Annotated in this window: 22 protein-coding genes; 13 read left to right on the top strand and 9 right to left on the bottom strand. The window is 36.1% G+C overall.

Annotated features, from left to right (window positions below):
- Positions 1-10: 10 nt before the first annotated feature.
- The 9 genes from ACP6PK_RS24765 to msrP all read right to left on the bottom strand — a co-directional run bounded on the left by ACP6PK_RS24765 (position 11) and on the right by msrP (position 8,307).
- Positions 11-1,192 (bottom strand): NACHT domain-containing protein, encoded by a 1,182-nt coding sequence (locus tag ACP6PK_RS24765; protein ID WP_426563545.1) that lies wholly within the window; start codon positions 1,190-1,192, stop codon positions 11-13.
- Between the two features lie 17 nt (positions 1,193-1,209).
- Entirely contained in the window at positions 1,210-1,587 is a 378-nt protein-coding gene (locus ACP6PK_RS24760) for a hypothetical protein (protein WP_426563543.1), read from the bottom strand.
- Positions 1,588-1,960: 373 nt separating this feature from the next.
- A complete protein-coding gene (locus ACP6PK_RS24755) occupies positions 1,961-3,142 on the bottom strand; it encodes a glycosyltransferase (RefSeq protein WP_426563541.1) in 1,182 nt (393 codons plus the stop codon).
- Positions 3,143-3,940: 798 nt separating this feature from the next.
- Positions 3,941-4,081, bottom strand: a complete 141-nt coding sequence (locus ACP6PK_RS24750; RefSeq protein ID WP_426563539.1) for a hypothetical protein — start codon at positions 4,079-4,081, stop codon at positions 3,941-3,943.
- 165 nt (positions 4,082-4,246) lie between these two features.
- Positions 4,247-4,690: a hypothetical protein gene (locus ACP6PK_RS24745; protein WP_426563537.1), complete on the bottom strand. Its 444-nt coding sequence runs from the start codon at positions 4,688-4,690 to the stop codon at positions 4,247-4,249.
- Positions 4,691-4,708: 18 nt separating this feature from the next.
- Positions 4,709-4,885, bottom strand: a complete 177-nt coding sequence (locus ACP6PK_RS24740) for a hypothetical protein (RefSeq protein WP_426563536.1) — start codon at positions 4,883-4,885, stop codon at positions 4,709-4,711.
- Between the two features lie 296 nt (positions 4,886-5,181).
- Complete coding sequence (locus ACP6PK_RS24735; RefSeq protein WP_426563534.1) at positions 5,182-6,435, bottom strand: glycosyltransferase family protein; 1,254 nt, start codon at positions 6,433-6,435, stop codon at positions 5,182-5,184.
- Positions 6,436-6,864: 429 nt separating this feature from the next.
- Positions 6,865-7,059 carry a heavy-metal-associated domain-containing protein gene (locus tag ACP6PK_RS24730; RefSeq protein ID WP_426563532.1) on the bottom strand — a complete coding sequence of 65 codons (195 nt, stop codon included), beginning with the start codon at positions 7,057-7,059 and terminating at the stop codon, positions 6,865-6,867.
- Positions 7,060-7,320: 261 nt separating this feature from the next.
- Positions 7,321-8,307 carry a protein-methionine-sulfoxide reductase catalytic subunit MsrP gene (gene msrP / locus ACP6PK_RS24725; RefSeq protein ID WP_426563530.1) on the bottom strand — a complete coding sequence of 329 codons (987 nt, stop codon included), beginning with the start codon at positions 8,305-8,307 and terminating at the stop codon, positions 7,321-7,323.
- Positions 8,308-9,378: 1,071 nt separating this feature from the next.
- Between msrP and ACP6PK_RS24720 the strand changes: the two genes are divergently transcribed.
- From ACP6PK_RS24720 to ACP6PK_RS24660, 13 genes are all read left to right on the top strand, one after another.
- Positions 9,379-11,463 carry a protein kinase domain-containing protein gene (locus ACP6PK_RS24720; protein WP_426563528.1) on the top strand — a complete coding sequence of 695 codons (2,085 nt, stop codon included), beginning with the start codon at positions 9,379-9,381 and terminating at the stop codon, positions 11,461-11,463.
- A 766-nt stretch (positions 11,464-12,229) separates the two neighbouring features.
- On the top strand, positions 12,230-12,730 hold the full coding sequence (locus ACP6PK_RS24715) for a pentapeptide repeat-containing protein (RefSeq protein WP_168186650.1): 501 nt from the start codon (positions 12,230-12,232) through the stop codon (positions 12,728-12,730).
- A gap of 607 nt (positions 12,731-13,337) precedes the next feature.
- Entirely contained in the window at positions 13,338-14,942 is a 1,605-nt protein-coding gene (locus ACP6PK_RS24710) for a glycoside hydrolase family 57 protein (RefSeq protein WP_426563525.1), read from the top strand.
- 705 nt (positions 14,943-15,647) lie between these two features.
- A complete protein-coding gene (gifA, locus tag ACP6PK_RS24705) occupies positions 15,648-15,842 on the top strand; it encodes a glutamine synthetase inactivation factor IF7A (protein ID WP_094676056.1) in 195 nt (64 codons plus the stop codon).
- A gap of 71 nt (positions 15,843-15,913) precedes the next feature.
- Positions 15,914-16,108, top strand: a complete 195-nt coding sequence (gifA, locus tag ACP6PK_RS24700; protein WP_426563523.1) for a glutamine synthetase inactivation factor IF7A — start codon at positions 15,914-15,916, stop codon at positions 16,106-16,108.
- Positions 16,109-16,166: 58 nt separating this feature from the next.
- Complete coding sequence (gene gifA / locus ACP6PK_RS24695; RefSeq protein ID WP_426563523.1) at positions 16,167-16,361, top strand: glutamine synthetase inactivation factor IF7A; 195 nt, start codon at positions 16,167-16,169, stop codon at positions 16,359-16,361.
- Between the two features lie 58 nt (positions 16,362-16,419).
- Positions 16,420-16,614: a glutamine synthetase inactivation factor IF7A gene (gene gifA / locus ACP6PK_RS24690; protein WP_426563519.1), complete on the top strand. Its 195-nt coding sequence runs from the start codon at positions 16,420-16,422 to the stop codon at positions 16,612-16,614.
- Between the two features lie 58 nt (positions 16,615-16,672).
- Positions 16,673-16,867 carry a glutamine synthetase inactivation factor IF7A gene (gene gifA / locus ACP6PK_RS24685; RefSeq protein ID WP_426563521.1) on the top strand — a complete coding sequence of 65 codons (195 nt, stop codon included), beginning with the start codon at positions 16,673-16,675 and terminating at the stop codon, positions 16,865-16,867.
- 58 nt (positions 16,868-16,925) lie between these two features.
- Positions 16,926-17,120, top strand: a complete 195-nt coding sequence (gene gifA, locus ACP6PK_RS24680; RefSeq protein WP_426563521.1) for a glutamine synthetase inactivation factor IF7A — start codon at positions 16,926-16,928, stop codon at positions 17,118-17,120.
- 58 nt (positions 17,121-17,178) lie between these two features.
- Complete coding sequence (gene gifA / locus ACP6PK_RS24675; protein WP_426563519.1) at positions 17,179-17,373, top strand: glutamine synthetase inactivation factor IF7A; 195 nt, start codon at positions 17,179-17,181, stop codon at positions 17,371-17,373.
- 165 nt (positions 17,374-17,538) lie between these two features.
- Positions 17,539-17,679 carry a hypothetical protein gene (locus ACP6PK_RS24670; protein WP_168186649.1) on the top strand — a complete coding sequence of 47 codons (141 nt, stop codon included), beginning with the start codon at positions 17,539-17,541 and terminating at the stop codon, positions 17,677-17,679.
- 97 nt (positions 17,680-17,776) lie between these two features.
- Entirely contained in the window at positions 17,777-19,018 is a 1,242-nt protein-coding gene (argJ, locus tag ACP6PK_RS24665; protein ID WP_426563517.1) for a bifunctional ornithine acetyltransferase/N-acetylglutamate synthase, read from the top strand.
- Between the two features lie 1,781 nt (positions 19,019-20,799).
- Complete coding sequence (locus tag ACP6PK_RS24660) at positions 20,800-21,855, top strand: pentapeptide repeat-containing protein (RefSeq protein ID WP_426563515.1); 1,056 nt, start codon at positions 20,800-20,802, stop codon at positions 21,853-21,855.
- The last annotated feature ends 821 nt before the right edge of the window (positions 21,856-22,676 follow it).

Raw genomic sequence — 22,676 nt, 5'->3', positions numbered from 1 at the left:
TTGTTTTCAACTATCTAGGCTGTAAATTTTCAATGAGAAATACAGTTTGTGATTCCTTAGTCATACGTTGCGCCAACCAAGTTAACCACAATATGGTTTGAAAATTCTGATATGGAGATTGATATTCTCTAGGCTTACCAACTTTTTCCTGGTGGAACATCCGCTTAATATAAGAATCGAATAGATGTTGACGGCGTTCTTGCACCGAACCAGTCTGAGGCAGCTCTTCAACCTTCTTGCCTTGATAAGCTAAAGTCATTACGCTAAGTGTCAGGGGAGATTTTGCTAGCTCTTGAAGTGCGCTGTCTTCCTGAAGTAAAGTTTTTACTGCTTGCAATTGCTCACCAGTCTTGTTCAAATATTTGTTAATCTGCTCAGGTGTCAGAGAGCGAATAAAAATTGAACCTCGCAATCGCAAATGGGTAGAGAGAGCTTCATATTCTGCAATACGGCTACATACTACTACCTCAGTTTGTCCATGATCTTCCATAAATTTATTGATAGCTTGGACACAAGCTTCCCGATCTTGAGCCTTTACCTCGTCCAAACCATCCAGTAACAGTATCAGTTTTTGCTGTTCCACCCAATCTTTACCAACAGCCTTGGAAACTTGATACTTGCTCAAAAGTTCCTCCAAGAGCCAATCTGCTATCGTTTGTTGCCTAAGTCTCCAAGAAGATAAGTTAAATACAACTGGAATTAACCGATTTACATTTTCTTCAGCACAAGTGATCAAATTCTCTGCCAGTTTTAGGAGGGTAATAGTTTTACCCGAACCAGGCTCCCCCAAAATTAATAGAGTTCGTCCGTCTCCTATTTGCTCAAAGAACTCAGTTGCTCCTACTCCCGGAGGCAAACTCTCTCTAGATTCTTCAGATAGTTCCTCAAAACCAATAAACGGACGTTCTACTAAATCTGATCGCTCTTCTAGACCAAGTTCAATCATTGCCTCGGTATACAATGATTTTTCTAAAACCCCTTTTATCCAGGAGTCCTTGACTTTACTGAGCAAGACTGTCCTCTGTCGGTTTTGCTCACGAGTCAAGTTCTTTTCTGTCAGAGATACTTGTTTCCCAACTAATCCAGATAGTTGGGTAATGAAGTTTTGAGTAACAGTTCCATGAGCTTCTTGGATAAACCCCTGAACCTTCCCTCCAGATATCTCAACACCATTGACATTATTAAAAGTCATTTTTTAAGCTATTTTTATTAATTGAAGTTCTGAGTTATATTTCCAGTATTTTGCTGTGTCAAGCCTTGAACCTGGCCTCCAGAAATTTGAATATTAAACTTTCCCTCTGCTGCTTCTTGAGGATTTAATTGTTCTAGTAACTTTTGAGCTAGCTTGATAATTTCTTCGTCTTTATCAGCTCCAGCCTCAATTAATTCATCTTCTAAAAGAGGTTTCGTCTTTTCGGGCTTTTTCTCGTACTTATCCAGAATAGCAACTGAATCTGATTTACCCTGGCTCTCAAATTTACGTTTGATCAAAGCCTTCAAGCCATTATAAGCATCTGGAGCTGCATCACCAGCAGCTTTCGCTGCTCCAGCAACCAATGCAGCAAAAATAAGAGAAATAGGTTCCATCGTTTATCCTCAATAATTTAGTAGTAGATAGTCTTTATTGTTTCTCCACTACCCACAGCATTTATTATAAACTACCAGTACATTAACCTCTGATCAGCGAATTTCATAAAATTTTACAGTATCTAGCATTAGGCCACCGAAATAGTGAGACTTACACAATTTTTAAACTCAAATATAACCTAAACTCCCTTTATTAAGAGGCAGATACATTTATGCTTTCAGTCAACCAATCTAAAAAAACAGAAATAACTCTCTGTACGAATCACCATTTTCTTGATATATCCAGATTTCAGTTATTTCAGGTATTTTCCTTGCTACTACTGGGTTTAAAGCCATTTTACAGTTAGTCAATTTTTAGAGGCGATTACTTATCTCAACTCAGCAACACTCGCTCATAGACTTTAGCCCAATTCTGTTGTTCAACTTCAGGAGCTAGTTCTCGTAACGCTTTTTCTTTAGCAGCTTTACCTAACTGCTGCCGTAACTGAGGCGATCGCTCTAACTTGCGCAAAGCAACAGCTAACTCTTCACTCGAACCTGGGTTAACAACTAAAGCATCAACACCATCTGTCAAAATTTCCCCAATGGCATCAACATTAGATCCTACTATAGCTCGACTAGCTAACATTGCTTCTAACATAGCATTAGGGCAACCATCATTTAGAGAAGGAATCATAAAAACATCCATCTGAGGTAAATATGTCATCGCCTCAGAACGACTTAACATTCCTGTGACAATTATGCGATCGGCAATACCGCTGTTCTGGAGTTCTTGTTGCCAATATTCTTGTTCCCGCGCTACAAAATTACCTACTAATAGTAATGTTAATTCAACATTTTCTTTAGTTAGTTGAGAGCAAGCATCAAGGAGATATTCTAATCCTTTTTTATCCCGAAACCTACCTACGGAACCAATAACCATTCCTCGGAAATTTTTTACCAGTTCTGGAGTAGGAAAATTATCAAAATCTACTGGTTGAATAGAATTCCAAAAAACTGAGGATTTTTCCTCTATATTAGATACTAAAATTTTAGCACGTTTGAATAAATCTTCACTTACAAAAGTTAGCCAAGATGCCTTCTCCAAAGTCCAAGATAACTGGGCGTGTTGTTCGGGCGCAAAAATATGTTTGTGGAGGTCACTACCACGAATACTATTAATTACTGGTAGGTCATTTTCCAGAGCTAATAATGTTGTTAAAAAACCTGTTTCTTTAATAAAAAAGGAATGAAGTAAGTCAAAATTAAACTGTTGATGGAGCTGTTTAAGTTGAAAATATATTTCACTCCGATAATCCATAATCATTACGCTAGGTGAATACAGTTCTGTCGTCCGAACTGCTGCTTTTAAACGATGAACTGAGATGCCATCTTGTTCAATAGTTTGACGACTAGAACGTTGGATATTTTTCTTTCTTTTATTAGCATGAAAAACAGCAACATGAACTTCATAATCCAACTCTACTAACATTCGAGCAATGCGGTAAACTGACTCAGCAACTCCACCAACATCAGGTGGAAATTCTAAAGTAGTTAAACAAACTTTCTTTTTCATAATTTTTGATTCAAGTAAGGAACATTCAATAATGGATAATGGATAATTACCTCTTTCTTTTAGGGAGAGGATTGGATAAAAGGAAAAACCTTACATAAGGTAAATATTTCCCCAACTTTTACACAAACTATACCAGCGGACATGATATAAATTATTACCAAAAAATCAAAGAAATAATATTTCCTTATATTCAATCCTTGAGGATCAAACTCAAGGTAATGATCCATTAATGAATATGCCTATATTCGATAATTTGATAATGTCATAACTGCTCTGGCGACTATACTAATCCTAAATGATTTCTGAAAAAAACTTTAGGGGTTTTATTTCTAAATCTCATTTTTTACCTGGGTTTGGAGACCAAACCCCTACGATTAAATATTATAGCAATTCCCAAGAAGCGTGAGGTACAAAATTCTAGGTTTTAGGGAACACTTAACTGGGAAATAAGGAATAGAAAAGAAATTAAAGATAGGTGTACCTCATAAGCTTGAGAAACGCTATACAGAATAATTAATAATTAAATAATTCAGGTTTATTAGCCTCCCTTGTCAAGAGGAAAAAAAGTGCTAGCATATTTCCTTATATTCAATTCCGTAACGGTTTGAACCAGAGGTAATTATTATCCATTAATAAAAACCTATTTAGGATTGCTATACTATTAACTAATTAAACAACTGATTCTATTTTCTGACACAAGCTTTCCAGATAGAATGCAGTTTTTTTTACACCATCAAAATCGAATTTACTAACAGTAGCTTCATATTGCAGATAATTGATAATTTGTTCGGCAAATTTTTATGGTACTAAATCTTCGGGATGAGTAATTTTAACAATTCCCATTTCTTCTAATTTTCTTACCAGCATAGTTTGTTCTTGGTCTCCATTTCCTGTAAAAGCAATCATCATTGCTCGAACACCAGTCATTAATATATTCATAGTTGTGTTATACCCTGACATACTAATTGATAGTTCGGAAATCTCCATATAATTTAGCAAGTGGGGTGTCTAACGTTGAATATTAATATTAGTTTGACCTGTTGCTAAATCTTGCAGTTTTTCCAAACTTCTTGAGGAACAAAAGGTCTGTTCAATAATTAATAATTAATAATTACCTCTTCTTAAAAAGAAGAGGATTGGTTCAGAGGAACTTTTTTTGTCCCTGAAAGGAGATGCTTTAAACCTTAATTTTTCGGTAAACGTTTGAATCTGATGAGGTAAACTTTCTTTTAAAATAGGAGCAGTTTTAACTATACATTCTAGCAGTTCATGTCCGAATCTACCACCACCAACACTAACTAAAATTAATGGTTTTTTCTCTTGAATTTTAGTCCTAGTTTCACAATCAACTCTAGGAACTTTTTGAGCAACATATCCTGTATAATGCACCTGACAATTTAAGTCATTGACACGAGAAAAAGTCTCTTCTAACCGAATAAAATTTGGGTCGCTATGAACCAATAACATATCAAAGTATTTATTGATTAATTTACAAACTTTTTCTTCATGGCGTGCCTGATTTTGTTTAGGTACTACAATATCTCGCAAACTACTTACTACTTTTGTTCATATTTTATTTGCTTGTTTTATCACAGGAATTAATTCTGGAGAAAACCTTCTTCTGCCAAAAGGAAATAACTCAATTATCAGGATATCAGGTTTTAACCTATCCAAGATTTCCAGCAACTGATTTTTCCTAGCTTCTAGCACTTCTTCTACAGTTTCAAACTCATCAGGAATCAAAAGTTTTTCAAATTATGGATCTGTTTTAATGGCAGGAATATTTACCATTTCCACACTAGGTGGGATAGGAAATTATTCTATTACTTCACCACCATTGATAAAACAAACATGGAATTTTCTTTCCCAACCTTTGACAATTTATATGCTTCTAATTAGATGCCCGATACCTAGAAGGTGTTGGCAGTAAAACATTACTTTTTTCATTAAATTAATACCTCTAATTTTTAATGTATGCTGTAATTTACTTGATTGGTAATTATTTGCTAAAGTTACGGATAAACTATCGAAAAAAATACTTATTTTCGACCTACTGCTAAAGGTTGTGCATCAGGATAATTATAAGCAATATAGCTATAATTAGTAGATATTTTTCTATAAAGTAACTTGTAAGTCAAGTCAACAATTCGAGGTAGTCCGTCTAAGTCTAAGTTAAATAATTTAGGCTGATTTTTAGCAGTATTTTTTAGTTTTTCTAGAACTGCTATCATCAAATTTTCTGGAGCTAATACGTCTGGATGGATTGCCTTGAGTAGACCTACTTTATCCATAGATTCAGCACGAATCAACTGTTCTTTAACTGGCTTAGTTCTCGGTACAATAACTGCTGGTTTACCCAAGGATAAAATTTCACAAACTGTATTATATCCACCCATAGAAACAATAGTATCCGCAACGTTCATATAGCTGATTAATTCATCAGTAAACTCGATAATTTTTACATTAGAATACTTTCTTACTTTTCGATGGAGTGCTTCTTGCTTTTCCTGTGGCATTTCAGGACCACAAATAATTAAACTCCTAATTTTATCTTGTTTTTCTAAATAATCTAATCCTGAAATATAGTTGTCAATTAAATGATAACCATCGGCACCACCCCCTGGAGTTACTAACACAAATTTTTCGTCATAATTAATATTTAATTCTTGCCGTATTTCGTCATTATTTTTTCGTTCTGCTCTACGACGAATGTAACCACAATGTTTGACTTTTTCTGAAATTGCAGCAGGAAATTTATATTCTTTAGTTATGTCAAAAACTTCCTGCATACCCACTACCCAAACTTGGTCGTAAAACAGTTCAATTCCTTCATAGTATCTCTTGCTTTTCCATTCTGCGATTGTTTTTTTAGGAGTATCAAGTATATCTCTGAGTAATAGCACAAATTTAGGAGAGTAATCAGAATTTTTAATATACTCTAGAGTATCTCTCAATTCTTCTTGCAACCCATAAGGTTTTTTGTCTACTAAAATAATATCTGGTTTAAAATTTATTGTCGTTATCTTAATTAACTCAGACCGCAGTTTAAAAGTTTCTTTTATTTCAGTTCCCAGATATTTAACTGCGAGTTCACCATACTCATTTCTACCAATACATGGAAGCTTAATGTAATCAAGTCCTTTTGGCATCCGAAAACTATGCACTACTGGAGAACTACATACAAGCAATATTGATAGTTGAGGAATTGCCTCTAGTAAGTATCGGCAAATTGTTAGCATTCTGCGTAGGTTTCCCAAACCATAAGTATCATGGGAATAAAGCATTATCTTCATCGAGACTTACCTCATTTTTTGGTTAAAGGTGTTAAATACTGAATAAATATAAGAACAGCGCAGTGAGGGTTGGAGAAGCAAACGTCCAATCTTGTCTATTGACAAAGACTTAAATGTAAGTATAGACTGTGAAGATGCGGTTGGCTTCACCGTCAATGCCTGTAGATGAGTAACCGCCAACGGTAGGGACGTTGCATGCAACCTCCGTACAGCAGGAAGTAAACATCAATTTGTCACGTTATGTGACGCTTTGTATCAGTTTTATGAAGCAGTAGAGACATTTCACAGATCGTTCCTGTGGTCTACCGAAATGAAAACCGCTGTAAACTATATTTTTCCTGCTAATTATCAACTTTTGTAAAAAATAACCTAGAGGTCTATCCAAGTCAAGTCCTCTAGGTTATTTGTTAAGATTAGAGCAAATTTTTTTTATTCAACCGTATGTCCAGAAGCAGTAATTACTTCCTTAATGGACTCTTCAGATGCTTTAGCTTCTACTGTAACTATCTTTTGCTCCACATCCACTTGGACATCAGCTTCAGACTCAAGATTTTTGATTGCTTTAGTAATAGTATCTGCACATCCACTACAAGCAATAGATGGAACTTTTAATTGCATTGTCATATTAAAAATTAGTCAGCTTACTAGAAATTTTTAATTAGTATAGCAGTAGTTATCAATTTCTGGAATTAGGATTAATAATTTAACAGGAGAAACCTAATTTTTTTCATCAATATCCTACAAACTAAGTTTCTCTATTTTCTGGTTTTCTTAACTCTAAGTAGGTAGGCAAAATTAAATTTAAAATTAAGCCAAGGAAGTAAATTTAGTCAAACTATTCTAATTCCTGAATTTATGTGCTTAATTCTCAATCCCAAAACCTACTTAACTATAAAGACTAGCAACATATTCTCCATAACCATTGTAAAGTAAAGTCGGACGTTTTTCCCAAGACCAACTCGCACCTTCACTTAATACCCTTTCATTTGCTTGTGACCATCGAGGATGGGGAACTTCAGGATTAACATTGGCTTGAAAACCATATTCATTAGGTATCAAAGTATTCCAAAAAGTTGCAGGTCTTTTTTCTACAAACTCAATTTTTACTATTGATTTTGCTCCCTTAAAACCATACTTCCAAGGAATAACTTCTCTCAAAGGCGCTCCATTTTGTTTTGGTAATGACTTACCATACATTCCCATAGCAAAAAAAGCTAATTCATTAGCCATTTCATCTATTCTTAAACCTTCAGTATAAGGCCAAGGATAACCATTAGCCCACAAACCAGGACCTTTAGTAATTTCTGAATCGTAAAAAGATGTAAAACGAACATATTTAGCTTTTGATGTTGGTTCCACATCTGCCATTAATAACTTCATAGGAAAACCAATCCAAGGTACCACCATTGCCCAAGCTTCAACACACCGAAACCGATATACTCTTTCTTCTAGAGGAAACTTTTTTTGTAGTTCATCTATGTCATAAATACGAGAATTTTTGACTAAACCTGTAACTTCAACTTTCCAATTTTCAGTAGGTAAATTTTGAGCATTTTCCCAAATAGATTTAGTACCGCCAAATTCATAGAAATTGTTATATTTTGTCGCTAAAGCTTCGTCAGTTATTGGTCGATCAACTTTAGCAAAATTGGAATTAGGTGTAAATTTGCCAATAGTTGGTAAAGTTGCTGCTCCAGAAATTAAAGATGTTTTTGAGTTCCCACCACAACTTGTCAGAGTAGATAAAGCAGTAGCACTCAAACCAGCACCAATTAAATTTTTCATAAACCGACGGCGGTTTAAATAAACCTTTTCTGGAGTAATTTCTTTTTCAGGAATTTCCCAAGACTTTTTGATCCGGATTAGTGGCATGATTAATTGTTAGTTACTATGAGGTTAAACTGAAATATCAAAAAATTCAGAATTTTTTATCTAGTTTACAATAAAAAAGTAATTCAATAATTTAGAATTTAGAATTTAGAATGCACAATTATTAAATCAATGAATTATTAACAATAATTTAGAATTAAAATGCCTTTTAACTCTAAATTATAAATTCTGAATTTATCAAATATTCAGTATACGACAGTATAATTTAATTTTGGCAAATTAATTAATTCATAATTCAGAATTATGATTGCCATAATTATTGTTTTTAAAACCACGAAATCCATTGGATAAACCCGATTTCTGTATAAGTTCTAAGAAGATATTATATATGTAGCAATTCCAAATAGATTGTGATAAACCAAAAAGTCAATAATAAAACTGAAACTCCCACCTGTTGCTTTCTGGAGCTTTTCCCTAAAAAGCAGTAATATTTTTGCACGAATCAAATAGGATTGCTATCTATAGCGTTTCTCAAGTTACTGAGATAAAGTTGTTTTTCTTATTTTCTATTCCCTGTTTCCCAAATTATATCATGTCCTTCTCTATTAGAACTCCTGGCTTCTAACCTCTAACCTCTAACTTCTGACTTCTGAAGTTCCCTGTTGCCGAATTCTAATAATTTTTATTCACAAGCTAAATATAACTACTAGACATCTCCAAAAATCAAAAATAAAATCAATTATTATCCATAAATTATCAATTAATACCCCCCCCTATTTCCTGTTCCCTCTTCCCTCTTTTCTAGAGATGTCTACTATAGATAATAAATTGTTAAATAATTAACAATTGAGTAAGCTGAGAATATTCAAAGGTAGTATGTATATTTTTGTGAAGAATAATAATCAACCCAGATTAAAAGTGAAAAAATGTATATAACCCAATCCAACTACTAATTTCTCAAGGTTAAAGTCAAAACTCATTTATCCTCCAAAAATTTTTAGTTGTAATTTATTGCTCCTACAAAGTCAAACAACCCCTAACCATTCCATAATATTTGTAGCTAAAATCTAATAAATATTATCATAGAAAAAATATGCTAATTGATTGCTGATTATGAATCATCGCATCAATCCTCACAACCAAAATCCGGAAGATGGTGACAAGCAAATTGTCAGCCAAAATGAGACAATAGGAGCCTATGCCCATTGTCCACCTATACTCAAAGAACGCTATCAGACCATCAAACCTTTAGGTGAAAGTGTCTGGAGTCGTACATTTCTAGCCATTGACCAAGACAAACCTTCTAAACCACCTTGTATTATTAAAGAATTTGTCAACCTAGACGACAGAAAAGACCTAGTTTTTCAAGGTCAAGAAATTATCCCGACATTTAGCTGTGACCCAGTACAGCTAGACAAAATCGGTAAACATCCCCAAATTCCGGAGCTATTAGCATCTGTAGAACATGATGGCCACCGTTATTTAGTACAAGAATATATTGAAGGCCGGAACCTGGCCACAGAACTTATAGAAGATGGTGTCTTTAATGAAAATAAAATTTGGCAAATATTGAATCAGTTGTTGCCAGTGTTGGAGTTTATCCATGACCATCACCTGATTCACGGAGATATTAAACCAGAAAATATCATTTGTCGGACAAAACCAGGCACAACTATTCCAGAATTTGTTTTAGTTGATTTTGGTGTTACCATTTCTGCTAATGGAGACCTACTATCAATAGGCAGTATTAATGGTTCCGCTGAATATGCTGCCCCAGAACAAACACAGGGGAAAATCTATCCCAACAGTGACATATATAGTTTAGGTGCAACTTGTCTGCATCTATTAACAATGGTTTCACCATTTGAACTATTTGATATCAAATCTGATAAATGGGTGTGGCGAGACTATTTGAAAGATCCAATTAGTCGTCATCTAGGTCGCATCTTAGATAAAATGGTGCAACGAGACCATCGTCAACGGTATCAGTCCGCAGCCGAAATTATTAAAGATATCAAGTACGGACCCACACCAGTAGATGTCATCCTGCAAAAACCAAAGTGGAGTGTAACTGTTTGGGGAGCAGCGGCGATCGCTCTATTATCATTAGTTATTAGTTCTCGCGTACCATCTCCCCAAACTCAATCATCACTTTCTGATTTATCAGAAACGCCCACTATTGTAGAGCGAGAGCCATATTTAGTTAAGCCATATGTACCCAAGCCCGAAACAGATGAGTACACAACTAAACTCCCGCCGCTACCACCATCTACAGGAATACTAGACCAACTTTCCCCACTCCGAACTTTAGCAACAACTTCAGGTCCGGTTTGGTCGATCGCAACCAGCCCAGATGGTCGCATTGTTGCGAGTGGCAGTACAGATGGGGGTATTCAACTGTTACATTTACGCAGTGGGCAAAATTTAGGTACATTATCAGGACATGACGGACCTATATGGTCTGTTGCTATAACTCCAGATAGTCGCACCCTAGTTAGTGCTAGTGGTGACAGTACAATTAAAATTTGGGATCTTTACACTGGTAGATTGAAAAATACCTTGTATGGTCATCTGAAAGATGTTTTCTCTGTCGCTATTAGTCCTGATGGCAATACGATCGCCAGTGTCAGCAAAGATAAAACCATAAAAATTTGGGATATTAATAGTGGTTTACTATTGTATACTCTTTATGGGCATTTAGATGAAGTGCAGTCTGTTGTCTTCAGTCCTAATGGTCAAACCTTAGCTAGTGGTAGTAATGATGGTACTGTCAAAATATGGAATTGGCGTTATGGTAGACTACTACGCACACTAAAGGGTCATAGTGGACCTGTATGGTCTGTCGCTATTAGTCCTGATGGTAATACCTTAGCTAGTGGTAGCTGGGATAATACGATTAAACTTTGGGATCTAAATACTTACCACCGACAAATAAGTAGGCGTTCTCAACGTACTTTAATAGGTCATTCAGAAAAAGTGCAATCTCTTCAGTTTAGTCCTGATGGTAACACCTTGGCTAGTGGAGATTTTGGAGGTACAATTAAACTCTGGCAAATTCATACAGGTGGTTTAATGGGAACTCTCAAAGGACATTCCGCCTGGGTGAATTTAACTTTTGATTCTCAAGGCAAAACTTTAATTAGTGGTAGTTTTGATGACACAATTAAGCTGTGGCGTTTTTCTCCTTCGAGGTTCTAAAATTGTTTGGATGAAAATCACCTAATATTAGAGAATCACTTTTAGGGATGTTCTATGGAACATCCCTACAACAATTATAATTGTGGCTATCAATAGACATCTGGTGAATAAAGATATAGACTTTTTGCGCTTAGTAGGGAACAGGGGAATTTATTCTTACGAACAAAGATACGAAAAATGATTTTGTCTCTAAATCTTACTATTCTAGCTGATCTTATAATAAAGAGCAAGTTTATTTTCTGGAGAGGTCTAATAATTTTGAAACTGTCTTGATGAAGAATGATATCATATTATGTCCCCTGGTATCGTTTGTGCAAAAGTTGGAGAAATATTAACCATATTTAAGGTTTTTCCTTTTCTTCTTCCTTCTCTCCTAGATAATATGAGCCTTCTTCCTTACCTTCTCGCTTGCAATACCGATGCTACCGGACATAATATAACTCCTAAAAAACTACCTAATTATACCAATCCTACCAGATTTTATATCAGGAGGAAAAGAAGGAAAAAGTTTTTGGCATTGCTGAAACACGGTATGAAATTCCTAAATAGGGGTGTAACTCAGACCTATTATTTTCCCTCTTTAAGGCGCGGACAAAGCTCCTTTCTAGCTCCTGACTCCTGACTCCTGACTCCTGTAAAATAATACCTTTATTCAGCAACGCCAAGTTTTTTTGTTTCCCTTTCACGATATGTTTGCGCAGCATTCCGCAGGAAAACCCAAAGTGGAATGTCATTCTATGTATGCTCTTATCCGGATAAAGATGTAATGAAACTCAAAATATTAATAACAACTCTATTAGCTTCAGTAGCTTTTGCCACACCTGTAGTCGCATACACAAAATGGCAAGCACGAACTTTAAAACGCTCAAAAGAATGTTTTTATTGTAACCTTTCCAATATAAATCTCAGTAATTCTAATTATAAAAAAATGAACGTAACTGGGTCAGAATTAAAGAATGCTGACTTCTCTAATACAAATCTTGAAAAAGCCAATTTTACCAATACAGATTTAACAGAAGCAGAATTCGATAGTGCCAACTTACAAGAAGCTAACTTACAGAGGTCTATCCTCAAATCAGCTAACTTTTGGGGGGCAAATCTCCAGAAGGCCAATTTGCGCGGGGCTGATTTAACAGAGGCTGTTTTTTGGAATGCTGATTTAAGAGGGGCAGACTTACGGGACACTGATATTAGCAAAGCCAGCTTTATTGATGCCCAACTAAAAGGCGCAATCTTACCTGATGGTACTATATATCCTTATAGATAAGGGAGTAGGGAGTAGGGAGTAGGGAGTAGGGAGTAATACCATTTCTCAAAAACTTTTCTATATTTACTTGAGCAGGGGAGTAGGGAAGTAGGTAGGGACGTTTTCAGCTAAGAGCTGACATTAAACTTATAGGGAGGGCGACATGTTTGCGGAGCATTCCGGAACGGAAAACGCATTTTTGCCTATGCAACTTCCGTACAGAGAAGCAAACATAAGAATAATTAACATTAAACTAGCTAAAATCAGCAAAAAAATGATTCTGATTGTACCGAGCGGTTAATAACTGAAGTATCGCCCAAGTATAGCAATAATGGATGGGAATTGGTATAAAGGAGAAATAATTGATGATTTCTGTGGCGTGATTAGTTTTATTTTTTATGATTGGAGCAGCTTGCATATCTTCGATATCCCACACCTCCCAAACTTCCTAAACTCCCCACCCTCCCCAAACTTCCTAAACTTCCCATTCCTCCCCACACTCCCTACTCTCTTCCACATTGGAAATAGCATTAACTTTTGTACCCCTTTACCCTTACAATCTTAAAGAAAATATTATAATTTTTTTCAATTTCAACTTTAGTTCACTGTTTTATTACCTATAAATGCTATGGCTATTGGCTACCTCGCCTTTGTTCTTCACGCCCATCTCCCTTTTGTACGACATCCAGAAAGCGATTATGTCTTAGAAGAAGAGTGGCTATTTGAAGCAATTACCGAAACTTATGTCCCCCTAATCCAAATGTTTGAGGGGTTAAAGCGAGATGGTGTGGACTTTAAATTGACCATGAGTATCACACCACCTTTGGTGGCCATGCTGCGAGACCCTCTACTACAAGATCGCTATGAACACCACTTAAGCTTACTGGAAGAATTAGCAGAAAAAGAAATTGACCACAATACCCACAATGGTCATATCCGCTACCTTGCAGAACATTACGCCACTCACTTTAACAATGTTCGAGAACTCTGGGAACGTTACGACCGTGACTTAATTACTGCATTTAAGCAGTTTCAAGACAGCAACAACCTAGAAATTATGACCTGTGGTGCTACCCACGGCTACTTCCCACTGATGAAAATGTACCCAGAGGCCGTCTGGGCACAAATCGAAGTTGCTTGTCAACATTATGAAGAAAACTTTGGCCGTCGTCCCAGAGGGATTTGGGTCCCAGAATGTGCCTATTATGAAGGTCTAGAGCGATTACTCGCTGATGCTGGTATACGTTACTTCTTAACAGATAGCCATGGTGTACTCTACGCTCGACCTAGACCTAGATTTGGTAGTTATGCCCCTATCTTTACAGAAACAGGAGTAGCTGTTTTTTCTAGAGACCATGAATCTTCTCAACAAGTTTGGTCTTCGCAAGTGGGATATCCAGGAGACGCAGAATATAGAGAGTTTTATAAAGATTTAGGCTGGGAAGCAGAATATGAATATATTAAGCCTTATATTATGCCTAATGGCCAGCGCAAGAATACAGGCATTAAATATCATAAAATTACAGGGCGTGGTTTGGGATTAGGAGATAAAGAACTTTACGACCCTTATTGGTCTAGAGAAAAAGCAGCAGAACACGCTGGTAATTTTATGTTTAATCGGGAACGCCAGGTTGAGCATCTATACCATATTATGGAGCGACTTCCAATTATTGTTTCTCCCTACGATGCTGAGTTATTTGGTCACTGGTGGTATGAAGGGCCTTGGTTTTTGGATTTCCTATTCCGCAAAACTTGGTATGACCAAAGCACTTATCGGATGACTCATTTGGCAGATTATTTACAGAAACATCCCGAACATCAAGTTTGTCTTCCAGCACAGTCGAGTTGGGGATATAAGGGTTTCCATGAATATTGGCTTAATCATACTAATTCTTGGATTTATCCTCATTTACATCAGGCCGCAGAACGGATGGTTGAATTGGCGCGATATGAAGCACAAGATGAACTGGTACGAAGGGCTTTAAATCAGGCAGGCCGAGAATTATTGCTGGCTCAATCTTCTGACTGGGCGTTTATTATGAGTACGGGTACTATGGTCCCTTATGCTGTGCGGAGGACGCGATCGCATCTGAGGCGTTTTAATAAGCTTTATGACGAGATTCTACAGGGAAAGATTGACTCTGGTTGGTTGGAAAAGGTTGAGGCGATCGACAATATTTTTCCTCAAATTAACTATCAAGTTTACAGGCAACTTTATCCAGTCAAAAAATAAAATTCAGACCTACTCAAGACTGTTAACAATAATTTTTTCTTTGCTCCTCTTTATTTCCAGGGGAGTTTTTTTTATCTTTAATCATAGTGTTTTACTTCCTATAGCAGTAAGTTAGGAAATTTGTAAATCCTAAAATTTAGTCAGAGATTACTTTTAACTTTTGACTTATGGATAGCGTTATATTCCTTGAATTTTCAAGTTGTTAATTAATTAATTTGATTGTTTGTATTATACCAGGCATGAAAAAAGAATGAGACAAAAAGCTAGCTCTCAGTCAAATATACTTAAAAATAGCTACTCCAATTGATATTAGATAGTTATCTAACCACTTTTTTACCTTTTTTTTCAATATTTACCTCTTCTTCCTTCTTGCTTCTTCCTTCTTTCTTACCGAAAAATAAAGGTATAAAGCCTCTCACTCACCGTGGAGAAACAAGAAAAAATTTTCCTTTTATTCAATCCTATCCGTTTTAGGGAGAGGTAATTATCAATTATCCATTATTAATTATCAATTATTGAATTCTACCATTTCTAACAAAAACTTATCACGCTTGGTATTAATCATCTCAAATTATTAAAATACTGTAAATATTTATTACAATAGACTATTTCGTAACAACAGATACAGAAATCTCTGTTAGTATAAAGGTGAAAGGAAAAAAGCAACCCAAAGATTAGTCAAGCAATCAAAGGAGAAAGTTTAGTATGTTGACTGAACTTCAAGCACGTTCCTTAATGGTCCATCATCACCATCTTGTCAAAAATCGTCAGCAGTCAATGCTGAACAGAGCGATATCTGAAGTGGGATTAGAAAGTAGTCACTACTGGGGTCATATTCAAGGAAAAGTACAGCCTACCTTTAGAAAAAATTATGAGCGCGGTCGTGCTTCCATGAGCTAATTGGCTTCCTTTTTTAGAATCAAATTTCATCTTTAACAAACAAAATTTAATCCAAAAGGAGAATTAAAACAATGGATATAGAAAATCAAGCTCGTGGATTAATGATGCGTCATCACAACCTCATTAAAAATCGTCAACAATCAATGCTAAATCGTACTGCAAGCGAAGTTGGTGTAGAAGCAGATAACTATTGGGGCAATATTCAAGGAAAACCTTATCCTAGTTTTGTCACTACTTACGATCGTAGTCATGCTTCCATGAGTTAGAGTATTATCAAACGTTGAAAAAATTATCAAAAAAAAGTTAGCAATAGGAAAATCAACAATGGATATAGAAAATCAAGCTCGTGGATTAATGATGCGTCATCACAACCTCATTAAAAATCGTCAACAATCAATGCTAAATCGTACTGCAAGCGAAGTTGGTGTAGAAGCAGATAACTATTGGGGCAATATTCAAGGAAAACCTTATCCTAGTTTTGTCACTACTTACGATCGTAGTCATGCTTCCATGAGTTAGAGTATTATCAAACGTTGAAAAAATTATCAAAAAAAAGTTAGCAATAGGAAAATCAACAATGGATATCAAAAATCAAGCTCGTGGATTAATGATGCGTCATCACAACCTCATTAAAAATCGTCAACAATCAATGCTAAATCGTACTGCAAGCGAAGTTGGTGTAGAAGCAGATAACTATTGGGGCAATATTCAAGGAAAACCTCATCCTAGTTTTGTCAATACTTATGATCGGAGTCATGCTGCTATGAGTTAGAGTATTATCAAACTTCAAAAAAATTATCAAAAAAAAGTTAGCAATAGGAAAATCAACAATGGATATCAAAAATCAAGCTCGTGGATTAATGATGCGTCATCACAACCTCATTAAAAATCGTCAACAATCAATGCTAAATCGTACTGCAAGCGAAGTTGGTGTAGAAGCAGATAACTATTGGGGCAATATTCAAGGAAAACCTTATCCTAGTTTTGTCACTACTTACGATCGTAGTCATGCTTCCATGAGTTAGAGTATTATCAAACGTTGAAAAAATTATCAAAAAAAAGTTAGCAATAGGAAAATCAACAATGGATATCAAAAATCAAGCTCGTGGATTAATGATGCGTCATCACAACCTCATTAAAAATCGTCAACAATCAATGCTAAATCGTACTGCAAGCGAAGTTGGTGTAGAAGCAGATAACTATTGGGGCAATATTCAAGGAAAACCTTATCCTAGTTTTGTCACTACTTACGATCGTAGTCATGCTTCCATGAGTTAGAGTATTATCAAACGTTGAAAAAATTATCAAAAAAAAGTTAGCAATAGGAAAATCAACAATGGATATCAAAAATCAAGCTCGTGGATTAATGATGCGTCATCACAACCTCATTAAAAATCGTCAACAATCAATGCTAAATCGTACTGCAAGCGAAGTTGGTGTAGAAGCAGATAACTATTGGGGCAATATTCAAGGAAAACCTCATCCTAGTTTTGTCAACACTTATGACCGTAGTCATGCTGCTATGAGTTAGAAATATTTTGCGAATAATTGAATGATTTTTTTGACTCATATATTAAGTCGCAACTTCACTATTGTAGAAAAAGTTGCGACTAATTTTTTTCTCTAAAAAAGTAGCTATTTCCCCTGGGCAATAAAAGCCTGTTGTGCTGATGCAGAATATAATAATCAAGAAAAAGTGGCAGTTCGGAAGATGGCTGGTTTAATGGGAATTTCTGAGCAGATTGTAGAAGAAATTGAGGCAGTAATTATAGAAGAAGAGAAACTGAAGGATAAACGAAACGCTCTAGTTTATGATAGTAAGGTATTGTGGGAGTAGCTATAGCAGACACTAAGAAAATATCAAGAATCAACTTCTAACCTCTACCTTTTGCTATAATTGCCAGTCAGCACAATCATAAATAAAGGAAAGAAAAATGTCAGACTGGCAAGTAATAACTGGTGGAGTAACAGCTCCCAAAGGATATCGGGCAACAGGAATAATTGCCGGGTTAAAGCCCTCCGGAGCAGCAGATTTGGCCTTGATTTTGTCAGATGTAGATGCGATCGCTGCTGGAGTCTTCACCACAACTCAAGTAAGAGCAGCTTGTGTAGATTATTGTCGCCAACGTTTAGAGGATAAACCAAGTGCTAGAGCAATTTTGTGTAACGCTGGACAAGCAAATGCTGCCACCGGAGATTTAGGTTGGCAGGATGCAGTGGAAAGTGCAACAGAATTGGGAAAAGCACTCAATATTTCTCCAGATTCAATTTTACTAGCCTCCACGGGAGTCATTGGGCAACGAATTAAAATGGATGCTCTTAAAGCAGCTATTCCTCAATTAATCTCTACAGTTTCCCCAGAAGGAGGGGAAGCAGCAGCACAAGCTATTGTCACCACAGATTTAGTTACAAAATCAATCGCTTTAGAAACACTGATGGGCGATCGCCCGGTTCGTATTGGTGGTATTGCTAAAGGTTCTGGAATGATTCATCCGAATATGGCAACAATGTTATCATTTGTTACCTGTGATGCAGCAGTTTCTCCTCCATTATGGCAAGAGATGTTAACCAGAGCAGTTAATCGCAGTTTTAATCAAATTACTGTTGATGGGGATACGAGTACCAATGATACAGTTATTGCTCTAGCAAATGGTCAGTCTCGCACATCTGCTATGACAAATATGGGAGCAGAAGCAGAAAAGTTGGAGGCAATGTTAACAGAAGTTTGTATTTATTTAGCAAAAGCGATCGCTCGTGATGGGGAGGGAGCAACTTGTTTGATAGAAGTTCAAGTTAATGGAACATCTGACGAAGCATCTGCTAATAAAATTGCCAAAACAATTGCCGGGTCTTCTCTAGTAAAATCAGCCATTTTTGGTCGAGACCCTAACTGGGGAAGAATAGCAGCAGCAGCAGGTCGTGCTGGAGTCAAGTTTGAGCAGGATAAGTTACAGGTAAAATTGGGAGACTTTTTGCTCATGGAGAATGGTCAACCTTTAGATTTTGACCGAGCTGCTGCTAGCGAATATTTGCAGCAGAGAGCAGCAGGAGAATATCTCAAGGATGATACTGTGGTAATTTCTGTCAAAGTTGGAGATGGTGTTGGTAACGGGAAAGCTTGGGGATGCGACCTTAGTTATGACTATGTAAAGATTAACGCTGAGTACACTACTTGATATAGAAGCATGAGGCATGACGCGGATTTTTTTTATGTCAGTAACAACTGAAAAACTGGGCGTTGCTGAATTATAGGGATGAATATTAAGTGGGATGGGCATTCTGCCCGTCCGAAAATATAGAACCCCTGAAGGGATCTATTTAAAATTATAGATTGAGAGTAGGGGAGTAGGGGAGTGTGGAGAGATGGGGAGATGGGGAGATGGGGTGTATTATACCAATTCCCATGCATTAATGCTATACTTGGATAAAACTTCAGTTATTAAGTAATTAAACTAAGATAATTACTTTTTTGTTAGTTTGAGTAAATTTAGCATTAATTATTGTTGTTTTTAATTCTCCTGTACGGACGTTGCATGCAACGTCCGTACCTACTCCCCCACTCCCCTACTTCAATCAAATGTAGAAAAGTTTTTGAGAAATGGTATGAGATATCTGCCAAAATACCATCATCAAATCAATTATTACCCATTTTTTATCAATTAATTCTCCCTCTAACCTATTGATTGGAGATACCAAATGGCTTCTATAAGGGTAATCCCCCTGTGATACTTATGAATAGGCAACCAGAGTAGGCAAGGAGTGTTATTCCTACCAGAAAATCATCTTAGTAATTACCAACCTGCCTATTGCATAAAGCAACAAAAGCAAAATAATACAGTGGATTCCGTCTGAGTGAGGTACGCTTTTGATAGGCAATATGCCTACAAAGGCTTTGATTTCATTGTACCTCACATACCTGGAATTTCCTGGAATTTTTTAGGTGTTGGTGAAGCGCGTGTATGATATTAATCTTAATTATTTAGGAGTCAGGAGTCAGGAGTCAGGAGTCAGGAGCAAAGAAAGAAGAAGAATAAAGAGTAGTAGAAGGAGAAAGTTTTTTGTTCCCACTCTTATTCGGGTACAATATCGTACCTTTATTCACCAACGCCTTTTTTAGAATCAGAAAGATTAAAGAGATTTTTCGTCATAAATACTCAAGTATCACTTCCAATCGAAAATTCAAACAATGAGCGCTAGTGTTTGAGAAGAAATAGCCTTTGTGCAGGATGAGATAGATGTATCACATAGCGATCTTCAGAGGGTAGTCTTGGTCATTTGTCAAAAAAATTAGATACGTTTGCCCTGGGAGTTTGATACCAAAATTGTTATCAGGTAAAAATATTTATCATAAAAAAAGATTTTTGTCAAAAAATCTTCTAAGTTCAATATTTAGAGTCAGTCTTTATAACAACAATTTGCCTAATCGTCAATTGTCAGCTATGATCTTTATCAACAGGGCAGCCAATTGCAACAAAAATTAGGCACTGATGGATCAAGTAGATATAGGCAATAAACGCAGTATAAAAGCATCAGATACTCAAGGTTCAGCTTCAGACGAGCCTAGTAGCCTTATGATTGTGCAGCTAAATAACAACTTGCAATCTAGTTCACCCATTAACTATCAGGGGGGTGACACTAGCTGAACAGACCCGCAGCCACATAAGGGTCTCTAGACTGCAAGGATATCACCAGCATCACCCTATTAATTTGGTAAATATAACAACTGGTAATTAGTCATTGGGTGACAATATTTATAACCCAAGACTCATCATTATTCACATCAGCAATCTAGGACATCCCAGATTAGGGCTGCGCCGATAGGCTTTGTTTAGCATCAACAAAACATAATTTATTTTGAAAGTTTAAGTCAAAATAGAATCCTTAGAACTTAATTTTTTGCAGTTCAGAGGAAATGAAATATATCCACACAAATCAGAGAAATTAACAGATTTATTTTATGAATGTCAGTGAGCTTTTAAGCGCGAATGAATTATTAGTTAGACACTCCAAAGGAGAAAGAAATTTTCAGGGAGTAAACCTCATTGCAGTTAATTTAGGTGAAGCTAACCTCAATCGTAGTAATTTAAGTCATGCTAGTTTTAAAGATTCCTACTTAGCTAAAACCAAACTAATTGGAGCTAATTTGAATAGTGCAGATTTTAGTTATGCTAATCTATCCCAAGCTAAGTTAATTGAAGCTAATTTGAGCGGTGCTAGCTTTACTAAAACCATACTTATTGAAGCAGATTTAAGTGGAGTAATTCTGAGTGGGGCAATTTTCTCAGAAGCTGATTTAACAAAAGCTATTCTGATCGGCACGAGCATGGTCGGAACTTGTTTACTAAATTTCTCCAAATTAACTAAAGCTAATCTAACAGGAGCTACTCTCAGTCGTGCTATCCTTAGTCGTGCTGACTTAACACAGGCAACTTTGAATCGGGCAATTATGAGTGAAGCAGACCTAAGTGGGACTTTGCTAAATCAGAGTAGTTTAATTCGAGCTTACCTACAACGGGGTAATCTCAGTGGTGCAAAGCTAATCAAGGCAGATTTAACAGAAGCAACTTTAGTAGAGGCAAACCTTTGTGCTGCCGACTTAACTGGAGCAGACTTGCAAGGAGCAAACCTTAGTAATGCCAATCTGAGTGGGTCAAATTTGATGGGAGCTAATCTACAGGGAGCAAATCTTAGGAATACTAATCTTAATGGTGTTGTTCTCCAACAGGCCAACTTGGGAGTTGCTGACTTAAGTAAGACTAACTTACGAGGAGCTAATTTGAAAGATGCCAATCTCTCAGGAGCAAATTTATTAGAAGCTGACTTGCGGGGCGCTAACTTACAAAAAGCTAATCTTTATGGTGCAGGTTTATTGCTGGTATCTCTCAAAGGAGCAGATTTAAAAGAAGCCTGTTTGTGTCATGCTAACTTAATTGGGTCTAGTTTAAATCTTTCTAGTCTTCAGGATGTTTGCCTCAAAGGAGCAATTATGCCCAATGGTTCAACTCATGAATAGAGTTATACTTATTTAATAAATGTTTGCTACAAATATTTACAACTTCCGCAGGAGTTAGGAGTCATTTCAGTTACTCTCCTAGGGTCTGAACTCCGTTTTTTCGTATAGGGAATGCTCCGCTTTCCATGTCGGCGACAGCCGAAAACAGTTAACAGTACCTCCTACTGAATTAGGAGATTTGAAATACTGAATTTTCTTTTTTTACCCCCTTTGAAGGGGAGAGGTAAAAACTTATTTTCGGGTAAATCTCTCTTTTTAGTCAAAGAGATATCATTCAGCAAGTCCTTCAATTACTCTTAACTATTTTTAACATTCTTTTTTTACACTTGGTATTAGGTATTAGAATAATTTCTAGAACTAATACCAATTCACTTTAAAGATGTCACAAATAGTTTGAAACTTTAGGTCTGAAATAATTTCCTGAAATTACTGTAACATCAAAGTTTTAAGCCTACAAAATCTTAATGCATGACTTTTGTACGGGTGAAGAGCGAATCACCCCTACTGACTTTTATAGCAGTTTTTATGTTTTTTAGAGTACAGAGATTTGGGTTTAAAGGAAGAAGGCTCATATTATCTAGGAGAGAAAGAAGAAGTAATGCAAGTCATGAAGTGAAAACCGCTATAACTTCCATGAAACGTTATAACTAAAGCTAGTTTGCCCCAAAAGCTAGATTTCAACAAAGTGGTTAATTATTAACCAGGGTCTATTGAAAAAGTATTATGGGTAAGGGTCGCTAACACCTAATCTGGGATATGCGAAAACTTTTACCGAATTATTAATTATTAATTGTTAATTAAATAATTGTGGTTTAAAGCCT

The organism is Dapis hubbardiae BLCC-M172, from assembly GCF_050016015.1.
GTDB lineage: Bacteria > Cyanobacteriota > Cyanobacteriia > Cyanobacteriales > Microcoleaceae > Trichodesmium.
Note: the sequence above shows the minus strand (reverse complement) of the source record. Positions and strands in the feature narration are given on the sequence as shown.